Source organism: Kitasatospora sp. NPDC003701, from assembly GCF_053587085.1.
In genome coordinates this window covers 1-23,931 of sequence record NZ_JBSFNM010000074.1, presented here as the reverse complement: position 1 = coordinate 23,931, position 23,931 = coordinate 1, and the positions used below count along the sequence as shown (strand labels likewise).

Sequence of the window (23,931 nt, the reverse complement as noted above, 5' to 3'; positions counted from 1 at the left end):
GGTCGCGGCGTCGCTCAAGTCCCTTGTCCGCCAAGGGCGGGGTCGATGGCCGCAAAAAGACACCTCTTGACATCCTTTCGCCGCCGGGCCTAGCGTCCGGTGACATCCGGGGGAGGTCGCCGGGCCGCCCCCGCCGCCCCGCGCGGCCCCGCGTGGCCGCCGCCCGCCGGCCCGGCGCGTGCCCTGCCCCCGCGCCCTCCCGTGCCGTCCCGTCCGTCCCGTCCGTCCCGTCCGAGGAGCACCATGTCCGCCGACTCCCACCCGCACACCCCCGCTCCCGCCCGCGAGGGGACGGCCGTCGTCACGGAGGCGGGCACCGGGTTCCACCCGCACCTGCACGGCACGGACGCCCCCGCCGGCACCGGACTGCGGGCCCGGCTGCACCACATCCGCGCCGGCGAACTCGACGACGGCACCGCCCAGACCGGCGGGATGCGGCGCTTCGCCGCGATCAGCGGTCGCACGGTCGGCTCGGAGAAGCTCTGGATGGGCCAGACCCACGTCGCCCCCGCGACCGCCTCCTCCGACCACCACCACGGCGAGTCCGAGACCGCCATCCACGTGGTCAGCGGCCACCCGGAGTTCGTCTTCGTCGACGACTCGTCCGGCACCCCCGAGGAGGTCCGGCTGCGCACCGGCCCCGGCGACTACATCTTCGTGCCGCCGTTCGTCCCGCACCGCGAGGAGAATCCCGACCCGGAGGAGGAGGCGGTCGTCGTCATCGCCCGCAGCACCCAGGAGGCCATCGTGGTCAACCTCCCCGGCCTCTACGCCCTCGGCGGCGCGGGCGGGGCGTAGCACCGGTCCGGCGGAGGTGTCACGCCTCCGCCGACCCCTTCGCGGGCCACGCGAACCGCGCCATCGCCTCGGCCAGGGCGTTCGCCGCCGACAGCGGCCGCACCATGACCAGGAAGTCGTCGATCCGGCCGTCCTCGTCGAAGTGCAGGAAGTCGCAGCCGTTGACGACCACGTCCCCGATCCTCGCCGTGAAGAGGAACGCGTGGTCGCGACCGCCGGGGTCGGCGATCTCCCGGACGTACCGGAGGTCGCTGAACACCTGCGTCACCCGGCCCAGGATCGCGGCGGTCGTCTCCTTGCCGGCGTACGGCCGGAACGCCACCGGACTGGTGAACACGACGTTGTCGGCGAGCAGCGCCACGAGGGCGTCGTGGTCGCCCGCCTCGACAGCCTTGCGGAACGGATGCATGGACCCCTCCTTGATTAGTCAATTCGATGACTAGGTGGGTCGAAGGCTAACGGCCGCCCTGTCCGGCGTCCAGAGGACGAGTAGTCAACTCCATGAGTAATCGCCCTGCTGATAGCTTCCCTTCATGGCACTGCGCAACGCCGTTCTCGCGGCACTCCTGGAGGGTGAGGCGTCGGGGTACGACCTGGCCAAGGGCTTCGACGCCTCGGTGGCCAACTTCTGGATGGCCACCCCCCAGCAGCTCTACCGGGAGCTCGACCGGATGGAGGGCGACGGCCTGATCGCGGCCCGCACGGTCGTCCAGGAACGGCGACCCAACAAGCGGCTGTTCTCCCTGACCGAGGCCGGCCGTGCGGCGCTCACCGCCTTCACGGCCGAGGCCTCGAAGCCGACCGCCATCCGCGACGAGCTGCTGGTGAAGGTCCAGGCCGTCGACGAGGGCGATGCCGGGGCCGTGCGGGCGGGCGTCGCCGAACGACTGGCGTGGTCCCGGGCGAAGCTGGCGCGGTACGAGCGGCTGCGCGACCGCCTGCTCGACGGCCGGACCGAGTCCGACCACCTCGCCCGCGCCGACCGGATCGGCCCGTACCTCACCCTGATGCGGGGCCTGGCGTTCGAACGGGAGAACATCCGGTGGGGCGAGCAGGTCCTCGCCGTCCTGGATCAGCGTCAGGGTGCGGTGAACTGACCCGGGGCCAGGGGTGCTGCGCCGCCCACGACCTGCACCACTGCGCCGCCCACGACCCGCACCGCTGCGCCGCTCACGACCCGCACCGCTGCGCCGCCCACGACCCGCACCGCTGCGCCGGGCCGGTGGAGAGAGGGACGGGCGAGGCGGGACCAGGGCGGAATGCCGGGCGGCAGGGCCGAGCAACCGGACGGGCCTACTCGGCCGGGGCGGGGGTGTAGGTCTTCGTTTCGGAGTACTTCCACGACGCGAGTTTCCAGGTGCCGAGCCGCAGCTCCAGTTTCTGGTTCGGGGCGAGCGTTCCCGTGACCGTGATGTCCCGCCAGGACCTCCCGAGGTCCGAGCAGCCGGTTTCCTCGGAGTCCTTCCAGTCCTCGTCGGTGCCGCCGTACTGGAGCCACGTCGTGCTCCTGCCGATCTTGCCGCAGTGCGCGTGCAGAACCCCCGTCACCGTGTAGGTGCGGTCGCCCTGTCCACTCCAGGTCAGCTCGCCGGAGAACCCCAGCGCCGCCGTCGCGACGCCCGGGGACTTCTCCTGGTTGACCTGGAAGGAGATCCGCTCGCCGTGGCCCTCCGTGGCGGGCGCGTCCATGTACTTGTGGGCGCCGAGCAGCAGCAGCACGTCCTCTCCCACCGGAGCGTCGGCGGCGATCATCCGGTGGGCGACCGCGTCCTGCCACTGCGGTGTCGAGGTCATGTCCCGGATCATCGCGGGGCCGTCCCCGGGGGCGAAGAACTCCTCGACCTCGGCCAGGCGCCGCTTCACGTCTTCCCGGCCGTCCTCGTCGAGGAACTCCTCGCGGGGGACGTCCATCAGCGCCCGCAGATCGATGCCCGACCCCAGGAGGACGGACCAGACCTCCTGGGCCGAGTCCGTCATGACGATCGCGTGGTGGAGCCTGTCGCGGGCCTTGTCGTCCAGCTCGCCCGGGTCGGGTTCCGCCGCCCGCGCCCCGGGCACGGCGGACGCGCCCGGGGGCGGGGGCACGGCGGGGGAGGCACCGGCGGGAGCGGCGACGGCCGCGACCACCCATGCGGTGCAGGCCGCGAGCGCGACCCGCCTGATCCGGTTCCGGTTCCTGTTCATGCCATGATCAACGACACCGGACACCAGCCGTCACCCCGTCTGCGTCCCACTCGGCCTCCGGGGAGGATCCGGACCGGGTTCCGGTGGCAGATCGGTGATCCTGATACCGGTTCAATGACCCGGGTGCACCCGTGTCAGCTCCGGCGAGCCGCTCCCGCGGCGCGGCCGGCACCTCGGGGCCGTGGTGGGTTCGCCCGGCGGCTACGACGACCACCCGGGGCAGCGGCAGATGCCGGCCCGCTGGGACGGGATGTACGGGGTCGACCGGAGTCAGCGGGACCGGTACACCTCCCACTGCGGCGGCCAGGGCTTCTGCACCGACGGTACCGGCAGCCAGGCCGCCGTCGACGCGGGTTCGTCGATCGCACCGTTGCAGCAGGCCGGCGTCCCCGCCCGGGCCCGCGCCCACGCCGGCCCGGGGAGGGTGCCGCCCTCTCACTCGATGGAGTGACCACGAACCGCCAGGCCGCGCGGTAGTTCGGCACCCCGCAGACGATGGACACCAGGCGCGGCCGCACGGCCGCGCCTGAACTCTCCACCCTGTCGGAAGGAAAGCGGACGTGACTCGTACGAGAGCTCGTCGTATCAAGACCGGGCGCCTGGCGCTGGTGGTCGGAGCGGCGTTCATGGCCGTCCTGGTCCCCGTGACGACGGCCCAGGCGGCCTTGCCATCGAACTCCGACCTGGAAGTGATCCGGCTCGACCCGGACCCGGCTGCGCCGGGCGGCACGACGACGGTGCACGCCTTCGTCGCCAACGGGGGCCCCCAGAAGACCGCGAACAGCTTCACCGTCACCGTCCGGCTGCCGCGCCACGTGGAACCCGGGGAGCCCTTCTACCCCGAGGACTGCCAGGCGACGCAGGGCCTGCTCGGCATCTGGACCGTCCGGTGCACCTTCCCGGCCGGCCTCGACCCGGTCCAGAGCGTCACCGCACTCGTCCCGATCAGGGTCTCCGAGGATGCTCCTCTCGGGGAGTTGACCGGCGGACGGGTCAGCGTCAGCAGCATCGACGACATCCTCCACCTCGGCAACAACAGCAAGCCGTTCGGCGTGCCGGTCGTCGAGACAAGCCGGCAGGGCTGAAGTCCCGGGCCCGGCGGCGAACCCCGCGAGCGCCCCCCGGGGCCGGGGCCGAGGGCCGCGGTGTCGACCCCACGCTCCACAACGCCCCCAGGAACCCGGCGGCAGGTGCCCGGCCGGGGACGGCGCCACCAAGGGCAGAGCGGGCGGCAACGGCTGTGTGGTGATCGTCCGGTAGCCACTGCGTCCCCCGTCGGCCGACCGGGTCCGGTCGGCCGACGGGGGCACGTGCGGTGCCTGTCGTGCGAGCGTCGGTGTCTGCCGGGTCGGCGCGAAGCACCGTCCCGGTCCGGTCCCCGGACCGGCCGGCTCCTCCAACGGCCGGGTCCGGGCATCGCCGCAGCGCGGACGAAGGACCGGCGCGGCTGCTCGGGGTGCTCAGTGTCAGGGCGCCGGTGTGCCGATGGTCGGTAGGTCCTGCTTCCCGCCTCGACCGAGTGACGCCGGGCGCCACCCATCCCGCCCCGCAGCGACGCGAACCGGTGGATCGGCTCCGTCCTCGGCCTCCCGCCCTTGCCGTTCGTCGACTTCGGGGGCGCCCTGATGCGTGAGCGCCCGGACGGAGTCCACTGGAAGTCCTCGCCGCTGGTCGCCCATGCCGACGGCCGGCCCTTCGTCTGGGTGGACGACGAGCAGACCGACGCGGACCACGCCCACATCGCCGCCGCCCACCCCGGACGGGCGTTTCTGCACCACGTCGACCCACGGGTCGGGCTGCTCGACCAGGACTTCGCCGCCCTGGCCGGCTTCGGCTCCTCCCTCGATCCCGGGGACGGATTGCTCGCCTGATCCGGCGACATCTCCGCGGGGCCTCCGGCCGGACTATTCGGGGTCGGGGAGGTTCTCGGTGGCGTAGCGCTCCATCAGCTCGGCCATGGGCTCGGCGATGCTGAGCTGCCGGATGGGCGGGGCGACCCCCGGCTCGGCCGGTATGGCGTTGGCGAAGAGCAGTTCCTCGATGCCACCGGGAGTGAAGAAGAAGATCATCTTGGCGGCGTGGTAACCGCGGTTGCGGAAGCGGTGCCGCGTGCCCCGAGGGACGAAGAAGAACCCGCCGGGACCGGCGGTCACCGTCTCGTCCCCGTTGAGGAACTCCAGCTCCCCGGAGATCACGTAGAACGCCTCGTCGTGATCATTGTGGACGTGCGGTGCCGGGCCCCCCTCGGGCGGCACGGTCGCCTCGACGAAGGTCAGTGCGCCGTTGGTCTCCTGTCCGCCGACCTTCAGGGTGTAGGTATCCGCGAACACCCAGGCGGTCTTCCCCTGCTCACTGGGCACGTAGACCGCGCTTCGCTTGGTGTACCGGGGGTCCGTCGCGTAGGGATCGATCAGGCTCATGGCTCTCCTCGTTGCCGAACGGGAGTATCCTAGCGATCGTTAATAAACTATTCCGTGCGCACGCCGACGTGTCAACACGGCCTCAGCAGGCGGCCCGAGGGCCCGCTCCGAGGGCGCGGCGCGGCACATGGGCGCGAGAAGGGCGGGCACGTCTCATGCCGGGTGGTCGACCTCGCGGCTACGATCCCGAGCGGGCGTTGGACGCGGCCATGCTCACTTTCTGGACCCGCGGCTACGAGGGCACCGCGATGTCCGACCTCACGACGGCCATGGGAATGAGCGCCCCCAGCATCTACGCGGCGTTCGGGGACAAGGAGAAGCTCTTCCGCCAGGTCGTCGAACGCTATATGGCCGGCCCGGGTTCCTACCTGCAGGCCGCCCTCGACCAGCCGACGGCCGAGGCGCTGGCGCGCACGCTCGTGCACTCCGCCGTGGAGGCCGTCGCCGGCGACCACACCCCGCACGGCTGTCTGGTCGTGCAGAGTGCGCTCGCCGTGAACCCCCGCTCGGCCGCGGTGCAGGAATACCTGACCGGGCTCCGCGAGGACGGGGTGCAATGCCTGGCCGACCGGCTCGAGTCCCTCGCCGACGGCGGCGGCATGCCTCCCGGCTCCGACTCCCGGGCCCTCGCGCGGCTCCTGGTCACCGTCGTTCAAGGACTCGCCGTCCAGGCCGCCTCGGGTGTACCGCGCGAAGCACTCCACGCCGTCGCCGACCAGCTGATGAACTGCTGGCCGAGTCACGCGGACTGAACCGGGGGGCGGACGGCGGCCGTCCGTGGCCTCCCCGGCGGATCCCGTCCGGCCGGAGTGCTGACCGGCCGGAGTGCTGACCGGCAAGCCGCGACGACCCGCTGCGACCCATGAGCGGGGGCGGACCGATGACTCCGTCCGGTGCATCGGGTGACGGGGGCCTTCCGGCACCCGCGGGGTCCGGATGTCGGTGGGATGAGGCAGGGTGGTCGGCATGGGAACGAGACTTGGGACTGTGGCGATCACCGGCGCTGCCGGGCGGATCGGGTCGGTCGTGCGGGCCGGCCTGCGCGACGAGGTGTCGCGGTTGGTGCTCGTCGACCGGGTCGGGCTCACCGCGCAGTCGCCGACGGAAGAGGTTCACCGGCTCGACCTGCGGGACGCGGACGCGGTGGCGGCCGCCCTGAAGGACGTGGATGCGGTGGTGCATCTGGGCGGGGTCCCCGATGAGGCGCCGTTGCCGGATCTGCTGGAGGGGAACGTCCGCGGGACGCACAACGTGTTGGAGGGCGCGCGCCGGCAGGGGGTGCGGCGGGTGGTGCTCGCCAGCAGCAACCGGGTGAGCGGCTTCTACCCGGTCGCGGAGACCGTGACGCCCGCGATGCCCGCGCGCCCGGACGGCCTCTACGGGGTGAGCAAGGTTGCGGTGGAGGCTCTCGGGCGCCTGTATGCGGACAAGTTCGGCCTGTCGGTGGTGTGCCTGCGGATCGGGAGTTTCGAGGACGCGCCGAGCGAGCGGCGGCATCTGTCGACCTGGTTGAGCCCGCGCGACGGTCTCGGCTTCGTCCGCGCGGCCCTCACCGCTCCCGAGGTGCGCTTCGCGACCGTGTACGCGGTCTCCGCCAACGCCCGCCGTTTCTGGGACATCGATGCCGGGGCGGATCTGGGATACGTGCCCCTGGACGATGCCGAGGCCTTCGACGCGTCTCTTCCGACGGACGGAGAACCGGCTGCGAGTGATCCGCAGGGTGGCGTCTATGCCGGCGCGGAGTACACGCTCCGGCACATCTGAGACCGGCTCGGCCGTTGTGTGGTCCGGTCGGGTCGCCTCGTGCCGTGTGCGTGGCGGGCTTCGAGCCCCGGAGCCCGCCACGTGGGGCCCTGCACCGCTTCGTTGACGACGGGGTGGGCCGTGGGGGCGCGGTCCGGTGAAGATCCGCCCGGGCGTTCTCCTCCCACGCCTCGCCCGCCCGATCCCTCCCGACGCCGACGCCGGTGGCCCGGTTCACGGGTCGACCGGGTGCCTGTCCGACCACGCCGTTCCGGCGGAAGGCCTGTCGTGCAGCCGAACGAGGCCGGCTCCGCGCGACCGTCCAGGGCGGGTCATGCCGTTGCGGCGGACGGACCGGCCGCCGGACGCTACCTCCGGTGCGGGGCGTACCCCCGCGCGGAGCCGAACGGGCAGGTGAGCCCCTCCGGCGGAGGCCGGCCGTGCCGAAGCGCCCGCGCCGCAGCGAAAGCGGTTGGGCGGAGGGGCCGTTGACGGCCGCACCCCGCCCCCCTACAACGAACACGTGGACCGCTGGCACGGCAGGCCGGGGCCGGTGACACCGCCCCGCCCGGGGCCCCAGGAACCCCGAGGAGCACGCCCATGACTCCCGATGACATCGGCTGCCCCGTACTCGACATGGCGGCCCGGGCCCCGCACCTGCAGAACGCACGGCTCCGCGCCGCCGGGCCCGCCGTACGGGTCGAACTGCCCGGCGGCATCATCGCCTGGTCCGTCACCCGGAGCGAGGTGATCCGGGCCCTGGCCGGCGACCCCCGGGTCTCGCGGGACCCGCGCAAGCACTGGCCCGGCCTCGCCGAGGTGCCCGAGGGATGGCCACTGGCACCGCTGGCACTGCAACAGACCTTCTTCAACCTCTACGGGAGCGAACACCGCGAGGCACGGCGGCGGATGACGCGCTCGTTCGCGCCCCGCCGGGTGTCCGCGCTGCGCCCCCGGATCGAGGCGACGGCCGCCGACCTGATCGGCGCGATCGGCGGACTCGGCCCGGGCAAGGCCGTCGACGTCCGCCGGGCCCTGTCACTCCCGCTGACGATGACGGTGATCTGCGACCTCTTCGGGGTGCCCGCCGCCATGCGGCCACCGCTCGGCAGGGCGATGGACAGCCTGCTGATCACGGCGTCGACGCCCGACGAGATGCGGTGCGCCCAGGTGGAGATCAACGCGCTGCTGACCGAACTGCTGCACCTCAAGCGCCGCGAGCCCGGACCGGATCTCGCCAGCGACGTGGCGGCCGTCAGCACCGGCGGTGACGCGGAGCCCACCGAGGAGCAGTCCCGTGACACCCTCTTCCTGATGATCGGCGCCGGCTACGAGACCGCCGTCAACCTGATCACCAGCGCCGTCCACGCCCTGCTGACCCACCCCCGGTACCTCGCCCTGGTCCGTGAGGGAGCCCTCGGGTGGGCGGACGTCATCGAGGAGACGTTGCGTCACGAGGGCCCGGTGATGCACCTCCCGCTGCGGTACCCGCTGGAGGACATCGAGCTCGGCGAGGGCGTGGTCATCCGCCGGGGCGAGCCGATCCTGCTGGCCTTCGGCGCCGCCGGCCGCGACCCGGAGGTCCACCCGGACGGGCCGGACGACTTCGACCCGACGCGCCCCGTCAAGGACCACCTGGCCTTCGGCCACGGCCCGCACTTCTGCCTGGGCGCCCCGCTGGCACGGCTGGAGGCCGAAGTGGCCCTGGACGGATTCTTCAGAGCCCACCCGGACGCCGTCCTGGCCCCGGACGGACCGCCTCCCGTGCGGCTGCGGTCCGCCGTCGTCAACGGCCCGGCCGAGCTCTGGATCGTCCCGACCCCCGTCCCGACCGCCGGCGTGTGACCCCCGTCCCGACCGCAGGCGTACGGCCTCAGGCATGTGACGGCCGGGCGGGGTGCCGGGTGGGGTGCCGGGTGGGGCGGCCGCCCGCCGAAACCCGCTGGGCCCGCCGCCCGCCCGGTGCTACCGTCGCGCCATGTCCAAGGCTGAGATCGACATGGTGACCGCCGAATTCTTCGGGTCCTTCGACAACCGGGACGGCAGGACCGCCGACGTCGACCGGCTCCGCCGGCTGATGATCCCCGGCGGCGTGATCGTCGTGACCGGCCCGAAGTTCACCGTCTACACCGTGGACGAGTTCATCGAGCCCCGCCGACGGCTGCTGACGGAGGGCCGGCTGGTCGAGTTCTCCGAGTGGGAGACCTCCGAACGAACCGACATCGCGGGTGACATCGCGTCGCGCTTCGGCGAGTACCGCAAGTCCGGGGTCCTGGACGGCGAGCCGTACGAGGGCGGGGGGACGAAGACCATCCAGTTCGTCCGCTCCCCGGAGGGCTGGCGGATCGCGGCGTTCTCCTGGTACGACCAGCCCTGATCCGTCGGGCTACGGACCGGGAGGTCGGCCGGCAGCGGGCCCGGTGGGAGCGGGTGTCCGGCCCGCCGTTAGCCTTCGTTCTCATGACGCGCGCCTGGACCCTGCCACTCCTGCTCCTGCTGCCCGGTTCCCTCGTCGGGGCGGGGTTGATCCTCCGGGGAGACGTCGTCGGGGGCGCGGCACTCCTGGCGCTCTTCGTGCTGCTCGCGGTCGTGCACTCGCCCCTGGTCTTCCCGAGGTCGCTCGGCGCGCCGGAGGCACAGCGCCGCAGCGCGGTCGACGGCCGGCCGGTGGTCTTCTGGCGGCCGGGGTGCAAGTACTGCATCCGCCTGCGGATCCGGCTGGGTCGTCGCGCCCGCGAGGTGCACTGGGTCGACATCTGGCGTGACCCGGCCGGAGCCGCGGTGGTGCGGGCGGCCAACGACGGCAACGAGACCGTACCGACGGTGCTCGTGGCGGGCCGGCCGCACGTGAACCCCGATCCCGCGTGGGTACGGGAGCAGCTCGCCCCTTCCGCCTGAGCGGGGTGCGGCCCGCCGGCACGGCGCCGTCCGAGCCCCCGTGCCGGCCGTCGACGGTCGGCACGACCCAGGCGTCACGGCACGACCCGGTGCGACCCGGGGCGGCGGGGTCACCGGGAGTCACGAACCGGGTGTCACGAGACGGAGCGCGGGGAGGCTTCCGACCGCCGTCGACGAACACTGCGACGGCGGTCCCGGTGCCGTGCTGCCCCGTCGCCGACCCCTCGCCGGCGGCCGGGCACCCGCACGCTCCGTGCCGCCCCGCCCCGGGTGCGGCGATGCACGGACCGCGGGCGGACGCGCGTGGTGCGGCTCCCGGTGGCGCCCGGCGGAAACGCGGTGCCCGCCCGACGGGCGGGGTCTGCCGGCGATCAGTCGCAGTCGAGGCAGATGGGCTGGCCGTTCTTGAGGCGCGAGAGGCGGCTGCGGTGGTGGACGAGGAAGCAGTTCACGCAGGTGAATTCGTCGGACAGCATGGGCTGCACGGTGACGGTGAGTTCCTCGCCCGAGAGGTCGGCGCCGGGCAGCTCCACGCCGTCGGTCGATTCGAGCTGGTCGACGGCGTCGATGGCGGCGTTGGAGGTGTCGGTGCGGCGGGTCTTCAGCTCCTCGATGCTGTCGTGCGACCCGTCGTCGTCGGTCTTGCGGGGGGCGTCATAGTCGGTTGCCACAGCTGGTCCCTTGTCGTCGTGGTTGAAGTTTACGTCGTGTGCGACGTGCCTGGTGGTGGCCGCGGTGCTCCGAGGGGCGGGGAGCGATTCCCCGGCTGTCGGGCGGCCGGTGGCCTGGTGGTGGCAGGGCGGGGCGGTGTGCGGACGGTCGGGGCGGTCGAGGGGCGGGACGGCGACGGCAGGCGGTGCCGATCGCGTCCGATGCGGTTGTCGATCATGCCATGAAGTCCGCCCGGATCCTGCCGACCGCGCTCTCGACTCCGATCGGGGCCACTCCATGAGCTGCGCGCCGGGCCCGGGCGCCGCGTCCTTGCCGTTCATGTAACGGTTGGCCCCAACTACTTCCTAAGAGATCGCCGGAGCCACTAGACCCGAGGGACAAGCCGCCACGAGACGAGTAGGACGATGACGAACCCACCTCCCGGCTACGGCTACCCCGAGGACCAGAACCCCTACGGCAAGCAGCCTCCGCCGGCCCAGCCGGGCTACGGCGTGCCGCAGGGCCCGTACGACCCGCAGCCCGGTGCCGGCTACCCGCCGCAGGCGGAGTACCCGCCGCCCGGCCACCCCCAGGGTGCCCCCGGCTACCCGCCGCCCGGTGCGGGCTACCCGCCGCCGGGCACGGGCTACCCGCCGCCCGGATACCCGCAGGGCGCCCCCGCCGGCTACCCGCAGGGCGACGGCGGGCTCCCGCCGTGGGTGGGCCCGGCGAGCCCGTACGGCCCGCCGCCGCCGGGCAGCCGTACCCTGGCCACTGCCGCCGATCGGTTCCTGGCCCGTCTGATCGACTGCGGCGTGCTGCTGATTCCGTTGCTCGTGGTCCAGTTCGTCGTCGCGACCGCGGTCGGCTCGATCGTGGCCGCCGTCATCGGCGCCGTGGTCGTCTTCGGCTACGAGGCGGTGATGATGCTCAGCCAGGGCCAGCAGTCCGTCGGCAAGAAGGCGATGAAGCTGCGGGTGGTCTCGGCGGTGCACGGCGGGCGTCCCTCCGACAACGAGCTCTGGGCCCGCAGCGCGGTCTACGGGCTGCCCCAGGCGGTCTACTGCATCGGTTCGCTGTTCGCCCTGGTGAACGTCCTGTCGCTGCTCTGGGACAAGCCGCTGCAGCAGTGCTTCCACGACAAGGCGGCCAAGACCGTGGTGGTCAAGGAGGCCTGAGCGGTGGCCGGTTGCCCCGGCGGGTTCGACGGAGCCGGGTCAGCGTGCCCCGGGGGAGACCGGCTCCGTCGGCCCGGGCACCGGTTGGCCGGCACGGGTCGCCGACGGGGTGCGGCGGCGGCGCAGCGCAGCGCCGAGGACCTTCACCAGGACCGGGGGCCGGAAGAGCAGACCGGGCGGTGCGACCATGTTGGCCACCCTGACGAACCGGGCCCACACCTGCGGGTCGTGCACGGACACCGCGAAGACCTGCGTGTTGTACCAGTGGGCGATCCTGGCCGAGACCGGTCGCTCGTGCGGGTTCCACATCAGGTCCGAATTGCTCGACAGGGTCCAGGGAACGAGCAGCAGGCGCGCGACCCGGCGCTGGTACCCGCGGCCCAGGCCGTCCAGCCCCTCGCCGGCGGCCCGCCGCGCGGCCAGCATGCCGTCCAGGAGCTGGGCCTCCAGCGCGGCCACGGTGAGCCCCTGCCCGTACACCGGGTTGAACACGCAGACCGAGTCGCCGACGGCGAGCAGGCGCTCGGGCCAGGCCTTGATCCGGTGGTACTGGCTCCACTGGTTGTTGGGGTTGACGTACCGGTGGGTGGGCTCCGGGCGGGTGCGGTGCTCGATGAGGTCGGCCAGCCGGGGGTTCGCCAGGCTGCGGGCGAAGTCGAGGTAGCCCTGGTCGTCGGTCGGCGGCACCTGGTCGTCGAAGCCGAACAGCGAGCACGTCCAACGGTTCCGCTCGACGGCCAGGACGACGCCCCCGCGCGGGATGTCCGGCGCGAACATCATCTGGTAGGCGCCGTCGAAGTCCGGACGGTCCTGCTCCGGCCCGGCGAAGTTCATCGAGGTGTAGGTGATCCTCGCCTTCACCACGCGCGGCTCGGGCACCGTCACGCCCAGCGCCTCGAGCCGGCGGTCCAGGCCGCCGGCCCGCCCCGAGGCGTCGACCACCAGGTCCGCCTCCAGACGGGTCGGTTCCGCGGACCCGGCCGCGCGGTACAGCACGCCGTTCACGGCCCCGGGGCGCTCCGTCAGCAGGCCCTCGCACCGCGCCGAGGCCAGGAACGTCACGCCGGGCAGCGCCAACACCCGGCGCCGCAGGCGGCGTTCCAGCTCCTCCCGGGTGAACGACTGGATCAGCACGCCCGTCCGGTGCCGGGGGGCGTAGCCGGCCGGCTGGAGGAAGCTCAGCCGTTCCCCGTAGTCGTAGACCGGCGCACCGAGGTCGAGCATCTCGGCGCGCAGGCCGGGGAAGAGCGTCTCCAGGACCTCCGCGCCCTTGGCCAGCATGGCGTGGGCGTGGCTGCCCTGCGGGGCGTGCGGGTGGACGCCGGTGTCCTCGTCCACCTCGTCCCGTTCCAGGACGACGACTTCGCGGAAGCAGCCGGTCAGCACGCGGGCCGCCACGAGACCGCTGTATCCGCCGCCGACGACCACGGCCCTTTCCCAACGGCTGTCCGACCCGTGCGCACGCGTTCCCATCAAGCCCCTCCTCCGACGGCCGGCTGCCCGTCTCCGGCACCAGGGTGCAGGGGCGGCGGGACCAGTGGCCAGCGGAAGGCGGCCCACTGCTTCCGCACGCCCCCACCGCGACCCTCCGCGACCCTCCGCGCGCCGGAGCGGTCCGCGCGCGGAGGGTCGCGATCGGGGAGGGCGGGGGAGTTCTCCGGCCCTGTCACACTTTCCGGCCGCCATCCGTCGGAGCAGTGACAGCAGTGACAGCAATGACGGAGCACCGGAGGAGACGGCCATGGAAACACGATCGATCACGGCGGAGGTACCGATGGTTCCGCGCATGTCCGAGGACCCGGGGCAGCTCGTCCCGGAGCTGGCGGAGGTGTCGGCGGCGTTGTTCAGGGCGACCGGCAACGGCTCGGTGCCGCGCGGCACGATCAGCCTGGTCCAGCTGCGGGCCGGCCAGATCGTCGGCAGCACCTACCTGACCGTGCTGCACACGGGCTTCCTGAACAAGGCCGGCGAGTCCGAGGAGCGGATCGCGTCGGTGGCGTCCTGGCAGGACTCGCCGTACTTCACCGGCGCCGAGCGGGCCGCGCTGGCCCTGGTGGAGGCGGTGCTCCAGCCGTCCGCCCACGGCGAGAGGGTCTCCGACGAGCTCTACGCCCGGGTGTCCGAGCACTTCGACGCCAGGGCGCTCACCACCCTGATGTTCGCGATCGGGCAGGTGAACTTCTTCATCGCGGTGGCGCTCGTGGCCAAGCCGGTGCCGGGCCGGTCGTTCAGCGACCCCTGGAAGTAGAACCGCCGTCGTGGCCGGGCCCGTTCGGGATCGGAACGGGCCCGGCCACGCGGGGCGCGGCGCGGGCCGGCGGGTACCGGGCGCGGACCGCGCACGCGGGGAGCGCGCCCGGTATCCTGAGCAGCCGCCCACCCGCCCCGTCGACGCCTCCGGGCCCCCGGTAGGTTGGTGGCGCAGCCGTCGTCCGGCCGACCCGTGGTTCCGACCGCGTGTCAATGTCGGCCGTGTACGGCGCATATGTCCGGTGCACGGCTCACTGCCGTGCACGGGAGGCAACCACCTCGACAATCCGACCGGAAGGACTTCCCGGAGAAGTCATTGTTGAGCCGCTGAGCACGCCGGGGTTCCGTCCGGGCCGGGCCGGGCGGCGACAAGGACGCGGGTCCGCACTGTCGTCGGTGATCGCACGGTGCGGGGCCCGCCCGGGCACACAGCCGAATGACAGCATCCACCTTCGCCGCCCCCTGGAACCCGATCGACTGGCCGCTCACCACCGGCCCGGTTCCGTACGTCGTCCTCGTGATGGGGTGGGCCGCGCTCCTCGTCCTCGCCGTCGGTCGCGGCCGCAACTGGTGGAGGGTCCGGTTGCCCTCCGCGCTGGGCTCGGCCGCGGCGCTGCTCGCCGTGCTCGCCTTCGTGGTCGACGAATGGTGGTTCCCCTTCCCCGGGGGAATACCCCTGCGGGTCGTCGGCTGGACGGGCGTCGCCCTGCTGGGAGTCTCGCTTGTCGTCCATCGGATGATCGGTCTGACGTGGCGGCGTCGGCTGCTCGCGATCGGTGCCGGCGCCCTGGTGGCGCTGATGGCCGTCGTGCAGGTCAACATCGGGTTCGGGCAGTTCCCCACCGGCCGGGTCATCCTCGCGCCCTGGCTGGTCCGGACCGAGCGGTCGATTCCACCCCACGTGGCCTCGACGACGAACGCTCCCCCGGGAAGGCCGCTGTCGGAGGTCTGGGTGCCTCCGGCGGACCTGCCGGAGAAGGGCAGCATCCGGGAGGTGCCGATCCCCGGGACCAGGTCCGGCTTCGAGGCCCGCGACGCGTACGTCTACCTCCCGCCCGCCTACGAGGCCACCCCGCGGCCGCTGCTGCCGGTGCTGATCCTGCTCTCCGGGCAGCCGGGGACACCGGGCGACTGGCTCTTCGGCGGCCAGGTGAACGAGCGTCTGGACGCCTTCGCGGCCGAGCACGGAGGGCTCGCCCCGATCGTGGTCATGGCCGACCAGCTCGGCTCGACCTGGAACAACACGCTCTGCCTGGATTCGCGGATCGCCAACACGTACACCTACCTGACCGTCGACGTGCCCGACTGGATCCACCAGAACCTGCAGACGGCCACCGGCCGGGGCTCGTGGGCGATCGGTGGGGCGTCGATGGGCGGCACCTGCGCCCTCCAGCTGGGTGTCAACGACCCGGACCACTTCGGCACCGTGCTCGACATCTCCGGCCAGGACGAGCCCACCCTGGGGACGAGGGACGAGACCGTCGAGGAGGCCTACGGCGGGGACAGCGCCAGCTTCGACGCGGTCGACCCCCTGCAGGTGATGGCCGGCCGGAAGTTCCCGGACACGGCCATCGCCCTGCTGGTCGGCGAGGACGACTCCGAGTTCCGACCGCAGCTGGAGCACGTCCGGACGGCCGTCGAGGCGGCCGGGATGACCACCACGTTCGAGCTGGTCCCGGGCGGCCACGGATGGACCGTCTTCGGTGGCGCCTTCGAGCGCGAGATCCCCTGGCTCGCCCAGCGGACCGGGCTGACCGGATGACGGCCACCGGTGCTGCGGCCGCCTGCCGCAGCACCGGGAGGCCGCGGCCTCGACCGGCGGACCGGGCGTCCCGGCACCGGTGCGGCGCCGTCGCGGTCCGGCCGCGCGCGGGGGTGGCCGTACGTCAGGGCCGGTGGCCGCCGCCGCGGGCGCCTCGTGGGCGGGTGAGGGTGAAGCGGTCGACGGGGACGAGGTCCCCGTACGGGCCGCTGACGGCGTAGTAGGTGACGGCGATGGTGGTCCGGCCACCGCGCCGGCCCGGGTCGACCTCGAAGGCGGCGAAGCCGTACGGGTGGTCGGCGTCGCGGAAGGCCGACCAGGGCGCGTCCTCGATCACGTACACCGGGGGCCGCTTGCCGGTGGCCGGGTCGGCGGCGCCGACGCCGGTGATGACCCGGGCCTTGGCCGGGTCGAAGAAGAGCCCGTTGGAGGGGGCGGAGGTGCCACCACCGCCGATCACCATGTGGACGGTGCCGCGGGTGGTGTCGACGGTCCCGGTGTCGGTGGCGACCGGGATCGGGGTGCGGGTGTCGGTCGGCTGCTGGCCGCGGATCGGGTGCGAGCGCTCGTAGTGGTGCTCGTGGCCGCAGACCACCAGGTCGACGCCGTACTTGTCGAAGAGCGGGACCCAGGTCTCGCGGATGCCGAGATCGGCACCGTTGAACCTGTCGGCGGTGGAAATGACCACCTGGTGCATGCAGACCACGATCCAGTCGATCTCGGGATCCGCGTCGGCGGCGGCCAACTCCCGCTCCAGCCAGCGCTGCTGGGATCCGCCGGAGTACCCGTGGACGTAGGAGTCGCCGCCGTCCTGGTAGGCCACGTCGTCGTTGTTCAGGCTGATGACGCGGACCGCGCCGGCCGTGAACGCGTACCAGAGGCCGCGCAGTTCGTCGTCGCCGCCGGAGGCGGGCAGGTCGAAGTAGGCCTGGTAGGCGCCGTAGCCGATCGGGCCGTTGCCGCGCTCGTTCTCGTGGTTGCCGGCGGCGGGCATCCAGGGGCGGTGGCGGGCCGAGCGGCTGTTGTTCTCGAACCAGTCGGACCAGGTGCGGACCCGGTCGGTGGCGAGGTTGGCGTAGCAGAGGTCTCCGTTGACGAGGTGGAACAGCGGGGCGATGCGCTCGACTCCGGCGGTGGTGTCGCCGGCGGCGGGGCTTCCGAGGTTGTCGTTGACGAAGCCGCCCGCGGTCCGCTTGCCGAGGGTGGGGGTGCCCTGGTCGCCGAAGCTGGTGAAGGTGAAGGGGGCTGCCCGCCCGCGCGGGGCGGTACGGACGGTGCCGAGCTCCGGGGCGGCTCCGTCGTGGACCGCGGCGTAGACGTAGTCGGTGTCGGCGGACAGGCCGGTCAGCCGGGCGTGGTGGACCTGGACCTCGGTGCCCGACGCGCCGTCGCGGTAGGTACTGGTCGAGGCCTGTTCGGTCCGGCCGAAGCCGCCGTGCGCGGTGCCGTACACGACCCGTGGGTCGGAGACCGAGGCGGTGGTGTGCCAGGAGACCACCACCTCGCGCGAGGCGTCCCGGCCGAACTGCAGGTGGAGGCCGGCGACGCGCGGGGCGCCGGAGCGGTCCGGTCGCGGGAGCAGCAGCGGGGAGGCGGCGGCGGGCGCGGCCGCGACGCCGGAGAGGGAGACGGCGCCGCCGAGACCGACACCGGTGGCGCCGGCCAGGAGCCCGCGCCTGCTGACAGGGGATCGTCCGCTGGAAGGGTTCATGACGGTCAGCCCTATCGCACGGAGGTGAACCGTGCGGGGGTCGCGCCGTGAACTCTCCGCGCGTCCGGGCGCGCGGACGGTGTATCAGGACGGCGGGGGGACTGCCCGGCGCGGCCCGCACGAACGGCACGGCGGCCGGCGGGTCGGCCTCAGCGGCGGGAGTCCCACAGGGTGCGCTCGTGCGGGCGGGGGTCGGAGACGAGCGTGGGGTGCGTGTCGAAGATCCGGGTGACGCGGTCGTGGGGGGTGTAGGCCGGCCAGCCCGGACGGCCGTCGGTGGCGAAGGCGATCCAGGCCCGGCGTACGGCGTCGGCGAGCCGCTGTGGTGCCCGGTCGCCGAGCAGGGGCGCGAGAGCGGGGGCCCCGAGGGCGTCGAAGACGAAGGGGACGTCCACCGCGTGGCACGCCCCGAGCCGTCCGTCGAACGCGGGGGAGCGCCAGGCGAACTCGTAGACGTGGGTGGCGTCCGGACGGTGCCGGGCGTGCGCCTCGGCGAGGCGGACGGCCGGGATCCGGTAGAACCAGTCGGTGGCGACGGCGGAGAGCACCTCCCCGGGCGATGCGCCGGGGCGGTCGGCGCGGTAGCGGGCCACGGCCTCCGGGGGCAGGCCGTAGCGGGCCACGAGGGCCGGCAGGGCGGCCTCCGGCAGGGCGTCGAGCAGGCCGGTGGGGGCGAGGTAGAGGTGGAACTCCTCGGTCGTGGTTCCGACCATCAGATCGATGTCGGCCGCCGCCCCGGCGCGGACGGCCGCGAGCGGATCCCGGGGGAGGACCTCGCCGTCCACCACGGGCTCGAACGGCATCAGGTTCAGGGCGACCTCGCCCCACCGGTCGGGGTCCGGGTCGGCCGTGACGGCGGCGCGCAGCCGCTGCTGCGCCGTGACGAGTGCGTCGGCGGGCAGGGCGCCGATCGCTTCGAGCGTGGGTTCGACGCCGAGGAGCTCGGCCAGCCGCTCGCGGACCAGGTCGGCGGTGCGCAGGCCGTGGGTGTGGTGCGCGGCGCCGCTCTGCAGGATCGCGCGGTGGAACAGCCCGCGGCCGCGTTCCACGGCCGGCAGGGCGGCGATGCTCATCGCACCGGCCGACTGGCCGAACACCGTGACGTTCCCGGGGTCACCGCCGAAGGCGGCGATGTTGTCCCGGACCCAGCCGAGGGCGGCGATCTGGTCGAGCAGACCGCGGTTGGGCACGGTGCCGGGCAGGTGGAGGAAACCCTCGGCGCCCAGGCGGTAGTTGAGGGTGACCAGGACGACGCCGTCGCGGGCGAAGGCGGTGCCGTCGTACATCGGCAGGGAGCCGGAGCCGTTGGTGAAGGCTCCGCCGTGCAGCCAGACCATGACCGGCCGGAGGGCGGCCGGGGCCGGGTCCGGGGCCCACACGTTGAGGTTGAGGTAGTCCTCGCCGGGGACGGCGGTCTCGGGCAGCAGGGTGTCCAGCGGCGGGGCGTACGGCGCCTGGGGTGCGGTGGGCCCCGGGCGGGTGGCGTCGCGCTCGCCGCTCCACGGCGAGGGCGGCTGCGGTGGCAGGAAGCGCAGCGGGCCGGTCGGCGGTGCGGCGTAGGGGATGTTGCGGAAGGCGGCGACGCCGTCGGCGGCGCGGGCGCCGCGGAGCGCGCCCTGGGTGGTGCGAACGACCGGATGCACGGGTGGGTCTCCTCGTCGTCTGGTCAGCGGTCGGCGTCGGCGCCCGGGTCGGCGCCCGCGACCGCATCGGTGTCGGCGGCGGCGGCGGTGTCGGCGCCCGCCACCGCATCGGCATGGGCGGCGCCGAGGATGCGCAGCGCGAACTCGCCGTGGGCCCGGGCGATCCGCTCCCGGGTGTAGGGCTGGTCGGGGCCGAACCAGTGGGCGACCCGTACCCCCATCGCGCTGATCGCGGTGGCCGCCAGCAGCGGCTCGGAGACGGTGAACACCCCGTCGGCGACGCCCTGTTCGATGACGTCCAGCAGCAACTGCCAGCAGGAGTGCCGCAGTTCCAGGGCCGGTGCGGCCAGGTCCGGGGCCAGGGAGTGGATTTCACCGTCCGTCACGATCGCCAGCAGCGGGAAGCGGGTGTGGACGTCGGCGTGTGCGCGCACCAGAGCCACCAGCCGGGTGGCGGCGTCGGCGCCCCGGGTGCTCTGCACGGCCTCGGTCAGCCGGGCGTGCAACTCCTCGTGGCCGATCAGCACGAGGTGGGCCAGCACGTGCTCCTTGGAGGGGTAGTGCGCGTACAGGGTCGCCGAGTTGATGCCGACGGCGGAGCCGATCCGGCGGATCGAGGTACCGGCGAACCCGGCCTCCGCGAACAGGCCCAGGGCTTCTTCGAGAATGCGCCCCCGGGTCCCGGGCGGGGTCACGCCGGCGGGGAGGTCGGGCTCGACGGCCGCCGTCCGGCGAGGCTGCCAGCCGGGGTGCTCCATGCGGTTCCTCCAGGGTCCGGAACGGCGGGACGTCGAAGTTCCAACCAATCGATTGGTTGACAACGTACCGCTGAAGCAGGACGGTACTCCATAGTCGGCCGGTTACCAATCAATCGATCGGTCGGTTCGGCGCATGCCCGGAGGAGCCGCCCGTGCACCCGCGCCCCCGCCCCTGTAGTCGCGCCCCCGGCCGGGCCTTCACCCGCTGCCGCCCCGAGCCGGGGCGGCGGTCGAAGCACCACGTCACGGCACCCCACCCCACCCACCCCACGGAGTGTGCTCGATGGTGTTCCGCTCCCTGCCCCGTCTGACCCGGGCGCTCAGGAAGGCGGCCGTCCTGACCGCCGCCGGCGCCCTCGCCGCGCTCGGCCCGGCCGCCCCCGCCCGGGCCGCGGCCGACCCCGCGCCGGCGCTGCCGCACCTCAATCTGACCGGTGCCTACGTCACCGGCGTCTCCTCCGGCGGCTTCCTGGCCACCCAGCTCCAGGTCGCCTACTCCGGCACCTTCGACGGCGCCGGCATCGTCGCCGCCGGCCCCTACTACTGCGGCCGGGGCAACGTGGTCGACGCGGCCGTCTGCCTGGTCGGCCACGGGCTGCCCGAACTGGAGCAGCAGGCCGTCGACTGGTCCGACCAGGGGCGCATCGACCCGGTCGGCAACCTCGCCGGCAAGCCCGTGTACGTCTACCACGGCCGGCTCGACCCGCTCGTCAACCCGCTGCTCTCGGACAGCGGCGTCGCCTTCTACGAGGACTTCGGCGCCAACGTCCGCTACCACGACTGGGATTGGGCCGGGCACTCCTGGCCCAGCCCGCACGGGGTGGTGCCGTGCGGGCTGACCCTGCCCCCGTTCGTCAACGACTGCGGCGACGACCCGCAGCGCGAGATGCTCACCCACTGGCTCGGACGCGTGAACCCGCCCAACGACGGCGCCCCCGCCGGAACCCTCACCCACTTCGACCAGAACCGCTACACCCCCGGCGGCTCGGCGTCCCGGCTGAGCATGGACACCACCGGCATGCTCTACACCCCGCCCGCCTGCGCCGCCGGACAGCCCTGCAAGCTGGTCGTCGCCCTGCACGGCTGCCTCTCCGGGCAGTACCTGCTCGGCGACCTCTTCCCGCGCCTCGGCAACCTCGACACCTACGCGGACACCAACAACCTCGTCGTCCTCTACCCCCAGGCCGTCGCCGGCCTCGTCCCCGTCAACCCCCAGGGCTGCTGGGACTGGTTCGGCTACACCGGCCACGACTTCGCCGTGAAGTCCGCGCCCCAGATGCGGGCCATCACCGCCATGGTCCACGGCCTCGGCGCCTGACCCGACCGCCCCGCTGCCGCCCGGAGCCCCGGCCGGCAGCGGGGCGGTGGCCCGCCGACCCCCGTCGGCTCCGGTCGGGGGCGTTCCTCCCGGCGGACGAGCGTCCGCCGGGGTTCAGTTCTGCGCGAGGAGTTCGAGGGTGTCGATGACCCGGTTGGAGAAGCCCCACTCGTTGTCGTACCAGGCGACGACCTTGACGTGCTTGCCGTCCACGCGGGTCAGGGCGGCGTCGAAGATCGAGGACGCGGGCTCGCCGGTGATGTCGCCGGAGACCAGCGGCTCGTCGGCGTAGTCGAGGATGCCCTTCAGCCGGCCGTCGGCGGCCTCGCGGTAGGCGGCGAGGATCTGGTCACGGGTGACCTCGCGGGCCACCGTGGTGTTCAGCTCGACGAGCGAGCCGACCGGGACGGGCACGCGGATGGAGTCGCCGGACAGCTTGCCGTCGAGGTTCGGGAGGACCAGGCCGATGGCCTTGGCGGCGCCGGTGGTGGTGGGCACGATGTTCACCGCGGCGGCGCGGGCGCGGCGCAGGTCGCGGTGCGGGCCGTCCTGGAGGTTCTGCTCCTGGGTGTAGGCGTGCACCGTGGTCATGAAGCCGTGCTCGATGCCGGCCAGTTCGTCGAGCACCGACGCCAGCGGGGCCAGGGCGTTGGTGGTGCACGAGGCGTTCGAGACGATGACGTGCTCGGCCGGGTCGTAGGCGTCGGTGTTCACGCCGAAGGCGAGCGTGACGTCGGCGCCGTCGGAGGGGGCGCTCACCAGGACCCGCCGGGCACCCGCCGTGAGGTGCGCGCGGGCGGCGTCGGCCGAGGTGAAGCGGCCGGTGGACTCGAGCACCAGGTCGACACCGAGCTCCTTCCACGGCAGGGCGGCGGGGTCGCGCTCGGCGAGGACCTTGATGCGGTGGCCGTCGACCACCAGGTCGGTTCCGTCCACCGAGACCGGGCGGTTGAGGCGACCGAGCGAGCTGTCGAACTTCAGCAGGTGGGCAAGGGAATCGGGCGCCGTGAGGTCGTTGATGGCGACCACTTCGAGGTCGCTGCCGCGTTCGAGCAGGGCACGCAGGCTGTTGCGTCCGATGCGACCGAAACCGTTGATGGCGATGCGGGTCATGGGGGTCGTCCCTTCCGTTCCGTTCGTTTCGCTCTCCATGCTCGGCGTTCGAACGAGCCGCGGACAGGGGCTGGATCGACAGGGTGCGCAAGGATCTCGCCACACCCGTCGCCACCGCCCGCAAGGATCCCGCCAGCGAGGACCTCGACGGTTTCGGCAACCGGGCCGGCGCCGGAGGATCAGGAGCCCGGGGCGGCGAAGGTGTGGCGGTACTCCGTCGGCGAGGTCCCGAGGATCCGTTGGAAGTGCAGCCGCAGATTCGCCCCGGAACCGAGCCCCACCCGGTCGGCGATCTGCTCCACCCCCAGGTCCGTCCGCTCCAGCAACTCGCGCGCCAGGTCCACCCGGGCCCGCAGCACCCACTGCATGGGCGTGTAGCCGGTGTCCTCCACGAACCGCCGCGAGAACGTACGGGCCGACACCCGCGCGATGCCCGCGAGCGTCTCCAGGGTCAGCGGCTCGGCGAGATGCGCCAGGGCCCACTCACGGGTGCCGGCGAAGAGGTCGCCGAGCGGCTCCGGCACGCTCCGCGGGACGTACTGCGCCTGCCCGCCGCTGCGGTACGGCGCGGCCACCAGGCGCCGCGCCACGTGGTTGGAGAGCCCGACCCCGTGGTCACGCCGCACCAGGTGCAGGCACAGGTCGATGCCGGAGGCCGCGCCCGCCGACGTCAGCAGGTCGCCCTCGTCCACGAACAGCACGTTCTCGTCCACCGAGACCAGCGGGTGCTGCTCGGCGAGGGCCTTCGTGTAGTGCCAGTGCGTGGTCGCCTTCCGGCCGTCCAGCAGCCCCGTCGCCGCCAGCGCGAACGCCCCCGTCGAGATCGCCGCCAGCCGCACCCCCCGGCGGTGCGCGGCCACCAGCGCCGCGACCACCGCGGCCGGCGGCTCGGTGGTCGCCGGATCCCGGTAGCCGGGCACGAACACGGTGTCCGCCTGCTCCAGGGCGTCGAGCCCGTCGGCCACGTGGTAGGCGAGCCCGTCCCCGCCGGTCACCAGCCCGGGCGCCGCTCCGCAGACCCGCACCTCGTAGGGCATGCTCGGCCGGCTGGAGAACACCTGAGCGGGAATGCCCACGTCGAGCGGCTTCGCGCCCTCCAGTACGAGCACGGCGACGCGGTGATTCCTGCGAGCCATCGGACCCTTCCCTCCCGCCGACCGGACGGGCGGCTCCGCCGGGACCCGTGACGTGGACACCCGCTACCGCAAGCATCCTGCCACCACCGGGGGCAGGGCGGGACCCGGCTGCGACCGCCCGTCGGAGGGCGTGACAGGCCAGGGTTCGACGCTCGGTCCTGGACGGGTCCGGGAATGCCGCGACGCCGCTGTACCGGACCGGATGGGTGATCGGGTCGGGTGCAGCGGCGTTGTCGTGGTGCGGCCCTGGGTGGGGCGGGGTGTTGCAGGGGGGTTACTTGGTGAGGCCGGCCTTGACGGAGCAGACGGGCCAGGCGCCGGGGCCCTGGGCGGCGAGGACCTTTTCGCCGATGGTGATCTGCTGGGCC

Annotated in this window: 23 protein-coding genes and 2 pseudogenes; 14 read left to right on the top strand and 11 right to left on the bottom strand. The window is 73.3% G+C overall.

All coding sequences use genetic code 11. The features are described 5' to 3' along the window. Positions 1-243: 243 nt before the first annotated feature. A complete protein-coding gene (locus ACWDRR_RS39090; protein WP_449777049.1) occupies positions 244-798 on the top strand; it encodes a cupin domain-containing protein in 555 nt (184 codons plus the stop codon). A gap of 19 nt (positions 799-817) precedes the next feature. Here ACWDRR_RS39090 and ACWDRR_RS39085 read toward each other — a convergent pair whose 3' ends face one another. Next, positions 818-1,207, bottom strand: coding sequence for a nuclear transport factor 2 family protein (locus ACWDRR_RS39085; protein ID WP_449777048.1), 390 nt, complete (start codon positions 1,205-1,207; stop codon positions 818-820). 124 nt (positions 1,208-1,331) lie between these two features. Between ACWDRR_RS39085 and ACWDRR_RS39080 the strand changes: the two genes are divergently transcribed. Next, the gene (locus tag ACWDRR_RS39080; protein ID WP_449777047.1) at positions 1,332-1,895 is read left to right on the top strand and encodes a PadR family transcriptional regulator; all 564 of its coding nucleotides are present in this window, start codon (positions 1,332-1,334) and stop codon (positions 1,893-1,895) included. Between the two features lie 196 nt (positions 1,896-2,091). Here ACWDRR_RS39080 and ACWDRR_RS39075 read toward each other — a convergent pair whose 3' ends face one another. Further along, positions 2,092-2,982 carry a hypothetical protein gene (locus tag ACWDRR_RS39075; protein WP_449777046.1) on the bottom strand — a complete coding sequence of 297 codons (891 nt, stop codon included), beginning with the start codon at positions 2,980-2,982 and terminating at the stop codon, positions 2,092-2,094. A 181-nt stretch (positions 2,983-3,163) separates the two neighbouring features. On the opposite strand from ACWDRR_RS39075, the gene ACWDRR_RS39070 reads away from it, so the two are divergent. From ACWDRR_RS39070 to ACWDRR_RS39060, 3 genes and pseudogenes are all read left to right on the top strand, one after another. After that, a complete protein-coding gene (locus tag ACWDRR_RS39070; RefSeq protein WP_449777045.1) occupies positions 3,164-3,433 on the top strand; it encodes a hypothetical protein in 270 nt (89 codons plus the stop codon). A gap of 109 nt (positions 3,434-3,542) precedes the next feature. Beyond that, positions 3,543-4,067 carry a hypothetical protein gene (locus ACWDRR_RS39065; protein ID WP_449777044.1) on the top strand — a complete coding sequence of 175 codons (525 nt, stop codon included), beginning with the start codon at positions 3,543-3,545 and terminating at the stop codon, positions 4,065-4,067. 468 nt (positions 4,068-4,535) lie between these two features. Continuing rightward, a pseudogene (locus ACWDRR_RS39060) lies at positions 4,536-4,853 on the top strand (hypothetical protein); the annotation flags it as partial. Between the two features lie 33 nt (positions 4,854-4,886). On the opposite strand, the gene ACWDRR_RS39055 reads toward ACWDRR_RS39060, so the two are convergent. Further along, positions 4,887-5,402, bottom strand: a complete 516-nt coding sequence (locus tag ACWDRR_RS39055; protein WP_449777043.1) for a cupin domain-containing protein — start codon at positions 5,400-5,402, stop codon at positions 4,887-4,889. A gap of 209 nt (positions 5,403-5,611) precedes the next feature. On the opposite strand from ACWDRR_RS39055, the gene ACWDRR_RS39050 reads away from it, so the two are divergent. From ACWDRR_RS39050 to ACWDRR_RS39030, 5 genes are all read left to right on the top strand, one after another. After that, positions 5,612-6,154: a TetR/AcrR family transcriptional regulator gene (locus ACWDRR_RS39050; RefSeq protein WP_449777042.1), complete on the top strand. Its 543-nt coding sequence runs from the start codon at positions 5,612-5,614 to the stop codon at positions 6,152-6,154. Between the two features lie 235 nt (positions 6,155-6,389). Beyond that, the gene (locus tag ACWDRR_RS39045) at positions 6,390-7,166 is read left to right on the top strand and encodes an NAD-dependent epimerase/dehydratase family protein (protein ID WP_449777041.1); all 777 of its coding nucleotides are present in this window, start codon (positions 6,390-6,392) and stop codon (positions 7,164-7,166) included. A 579-nt stretch (positions 7,167-7,745) separates the two neighbouring features. Continuing rightward, on the top strand, positions 7,746-8,990 hold the full coding sequence (locus ACWDRR_RS39040) for a cytochrome P450 family protein (RefSeq protein ID WP_449777040.1): 1,245 nt from the start codon (positions 7,746-7,748) through the stop codon (positions 8,988-8,990). A 133-nt stretch (positions 8,991-9,123) separates the two neighbouring features. After that, positions 9,124-9,522 carry a DUF4440 domain-containing protein gene (locus ACWDRR_RS39035; RefSeq protein WP_449777039.1) on the top strand — a complete coding sequence of 133 codons (399 nt, stop codon included), beginning with the start codon at positions 9,124-9,126 and terminating at the stop codon, positions 9,520-9,522. An 83-nt stretch (positions 9,523-9,605) separates the two neighbouring features. Continuing rightward, complete coding sequence (locus ACWDRR_RS39030) at positions 9,606-10,043, top strand: glutaredoxin domain-containing protein (protein ID WP_449777038.1); 438 nt, start codon at positions 9,606-9,608, stop codon at positions 10,041-10,043. Between the two features lie 371 nt (positions 10,044-10,414). Here the strand turns inward: ACWDRR_RS39030 and ACWDRR_RS39025 are convergent, their stop codons facing one another. Further along, on the bottom strand, positions 10,415-10,714 hold the full coding sequence (locus ACWDRR_RS39025) for a DUF4193 domain-containing protein (RefSeq protein WP_449777037.1): 300 nt from the start codon (positions 10,712-10,714) through the stop codon (positions 10,415-10,417). A gap of 405 nt (positions 10,715-11,119) precedes the next feature. On the opposite strand from ACWDRR_RS39025, the gene ACWDRR_RS39020 reads away from it, so the two are divergent. Continuing rightward, entirely contained in the window at positions 11,120-11,872 is a 753-nt protein-coding gene (locus tag ACWDRR_RS39020) for an RDD family protein (protein ID WP_449777036.1), read from the top strand. 39 nt (positions 11,873-11,911) lie between these two features. On the opposite strand, the gene ACWDRR_RS39015 is transcribed toward ACWDRR_RS39020, so the two are convergent. Continuing rightward, positions 11,912-13,345 carry an FAD-dependent oxidoreductase gene (locus tag ACWDRR_RS39015; RefSeq protein WP_449777035.1) on the bottom strand — a complete coding sequence of 478 codons (1,434 nt, stop codon included), beginning with the start codon at positions 13,343-13,345 and terminating at the stop codon, positions 11,912-11,914. A gap of 268 nt (positions 13,346-13,613) precedes the next feature. Here ACWDRR_RS39015 and ACWDRR_RS39010 point away from each other — a divergent pair, with 268 nt between their 5' ends. Both ACWDRR_RS39010 and ACWDRR_RS39005 read left to right on the top strand, forming a co-directional pair. After that, positions 13,614-14,120, top strand: coding sequence for a carboxymuconolactone decarboxylase family protein (locus tag ACWDRR_RS39010; protein ID WP_449777034.1), 507 nt, complete (start codon positions 13,614-13,616; stop codon positions 14,118-14,120). A gap of 438 nt (positions 14,121-14,558) precedes the next feature. Then, positions 14,559-15,884, top strand: a complete 1,326-nt coding sequence (locus ACWDRR_RS39005; RefSeq protein ID WP_449777033.1) for an alpha/beta hydrolase — start codon at positions 14,559-14,561, stop codon at positions 15,882-15,884. Positions 15,885-16,008: 124 nt separating this feature from the next. Here the strand turns inward: ACWDRR_RS39005 and ACWDRR_RS39000 are convergent, their stop codons facing one another. The 3 genes from ACWDRR_RS39000 to ACWDRR_RS38990 all read right to left on the bottom strand — a co-directional run bounded on the left by ACWDRR_RS39000 (position 16,009) and on the right by ACWDRR_RS38990 (position 19,996). After that, positions 16,009-17,595, bottom strand: a complete 1,587-nt coding sequence (locus ACWDRR_RS39000; RefSeq protein WP_449777032.1) for a purple acid phosphatase family protein — start codon at positions 17,593-17,595, stop codon at positions 16,009-16,011. Between the two features lie 149 nt (positions 17,596-17,744). Further along, complete coding sequence (locus ACWDRR_RS38995; RefSeq protein WP_449777031.1) at positions 17,745-19,238, bottom strand: carboxylesterase/lipase family protein; 1,494 nt, start codon at positions 19,236-19,238, stop codon at positions 17,745-17,747. A 23-nt stretch (positions 19,239-19,261) separates the two neighbouring features. After that, positions 19,262-19,996 (bottom strand): TetR/AcrR family transcriptional regulator, encoded by a 735-nt coding sequence (locus tag ACWDRR_RS38990; RefSeq protein ID WP_449777030.1) that lies wholly within the window; start codon positions 19,994-19,996, stop codon positions 19,262-19,264. A gap of 283 nt (positions 19,997-20,279) precedes the next feature. Here ACWDRR_RS38990 and ACWDRR_RS38985 point away from each other — a divergent pair, with 283 nt between their 5' ends. Further along, positions 20,280-21,314, top strand: coding sequence for an extracellular catalytic domain type 2 short-chain-length polyhydroxyalkanoate depolymerase (locus ACWDRR_RS38985; protein ID WP_449777029.1), 1,035 nt, complete (start codon positions 20,280-20,282; stop codon positions 21,312-21,314). Positions 21,315-21,428: 114 nt separating this feature from the next. Here ACWDRR_RS38985 and gap read toward each other — a convergent pair whose 3' ends face one another. From gap to ACWDRR_RS38970, 3 genes and pseudogenes are all read right to left on the bottom strand, one after another. After that, the gene (gene gap, locus ACWDRR_RS38980) at positions 21,429-22,427 is read right to left on the bottom strand and encodes a type I glyceraldehyde-3-phosphate dehydrogenase (protein ID WP_449777028.1); all 999 of its coding nucleotides are present in this window, start codon (positions 22,425-22,427) and stop codon (positions 21,429-21,431) included. 179 nt (positions 22,428-22,606) lie between these two features. Beyond that, positions 22,607-23,563: a GlxA family transcriptional regulator gene (locus ACWDRR_RS38975; protein WP_449777027.1), complete on the bottom strand. Its 957-nt coding sequence runs from the start codon at positions 23,561-23,563 to the stop codon at positions 22,607-22,609. Between the two features lie 277 nt (positions 23,564-23,840). Continuing rightward, positions 23,841-23,931, bottom strand: a pseudogene (locus ACWDRR_RS38970) (transglycosylase family protein); the annotation flags it as partial.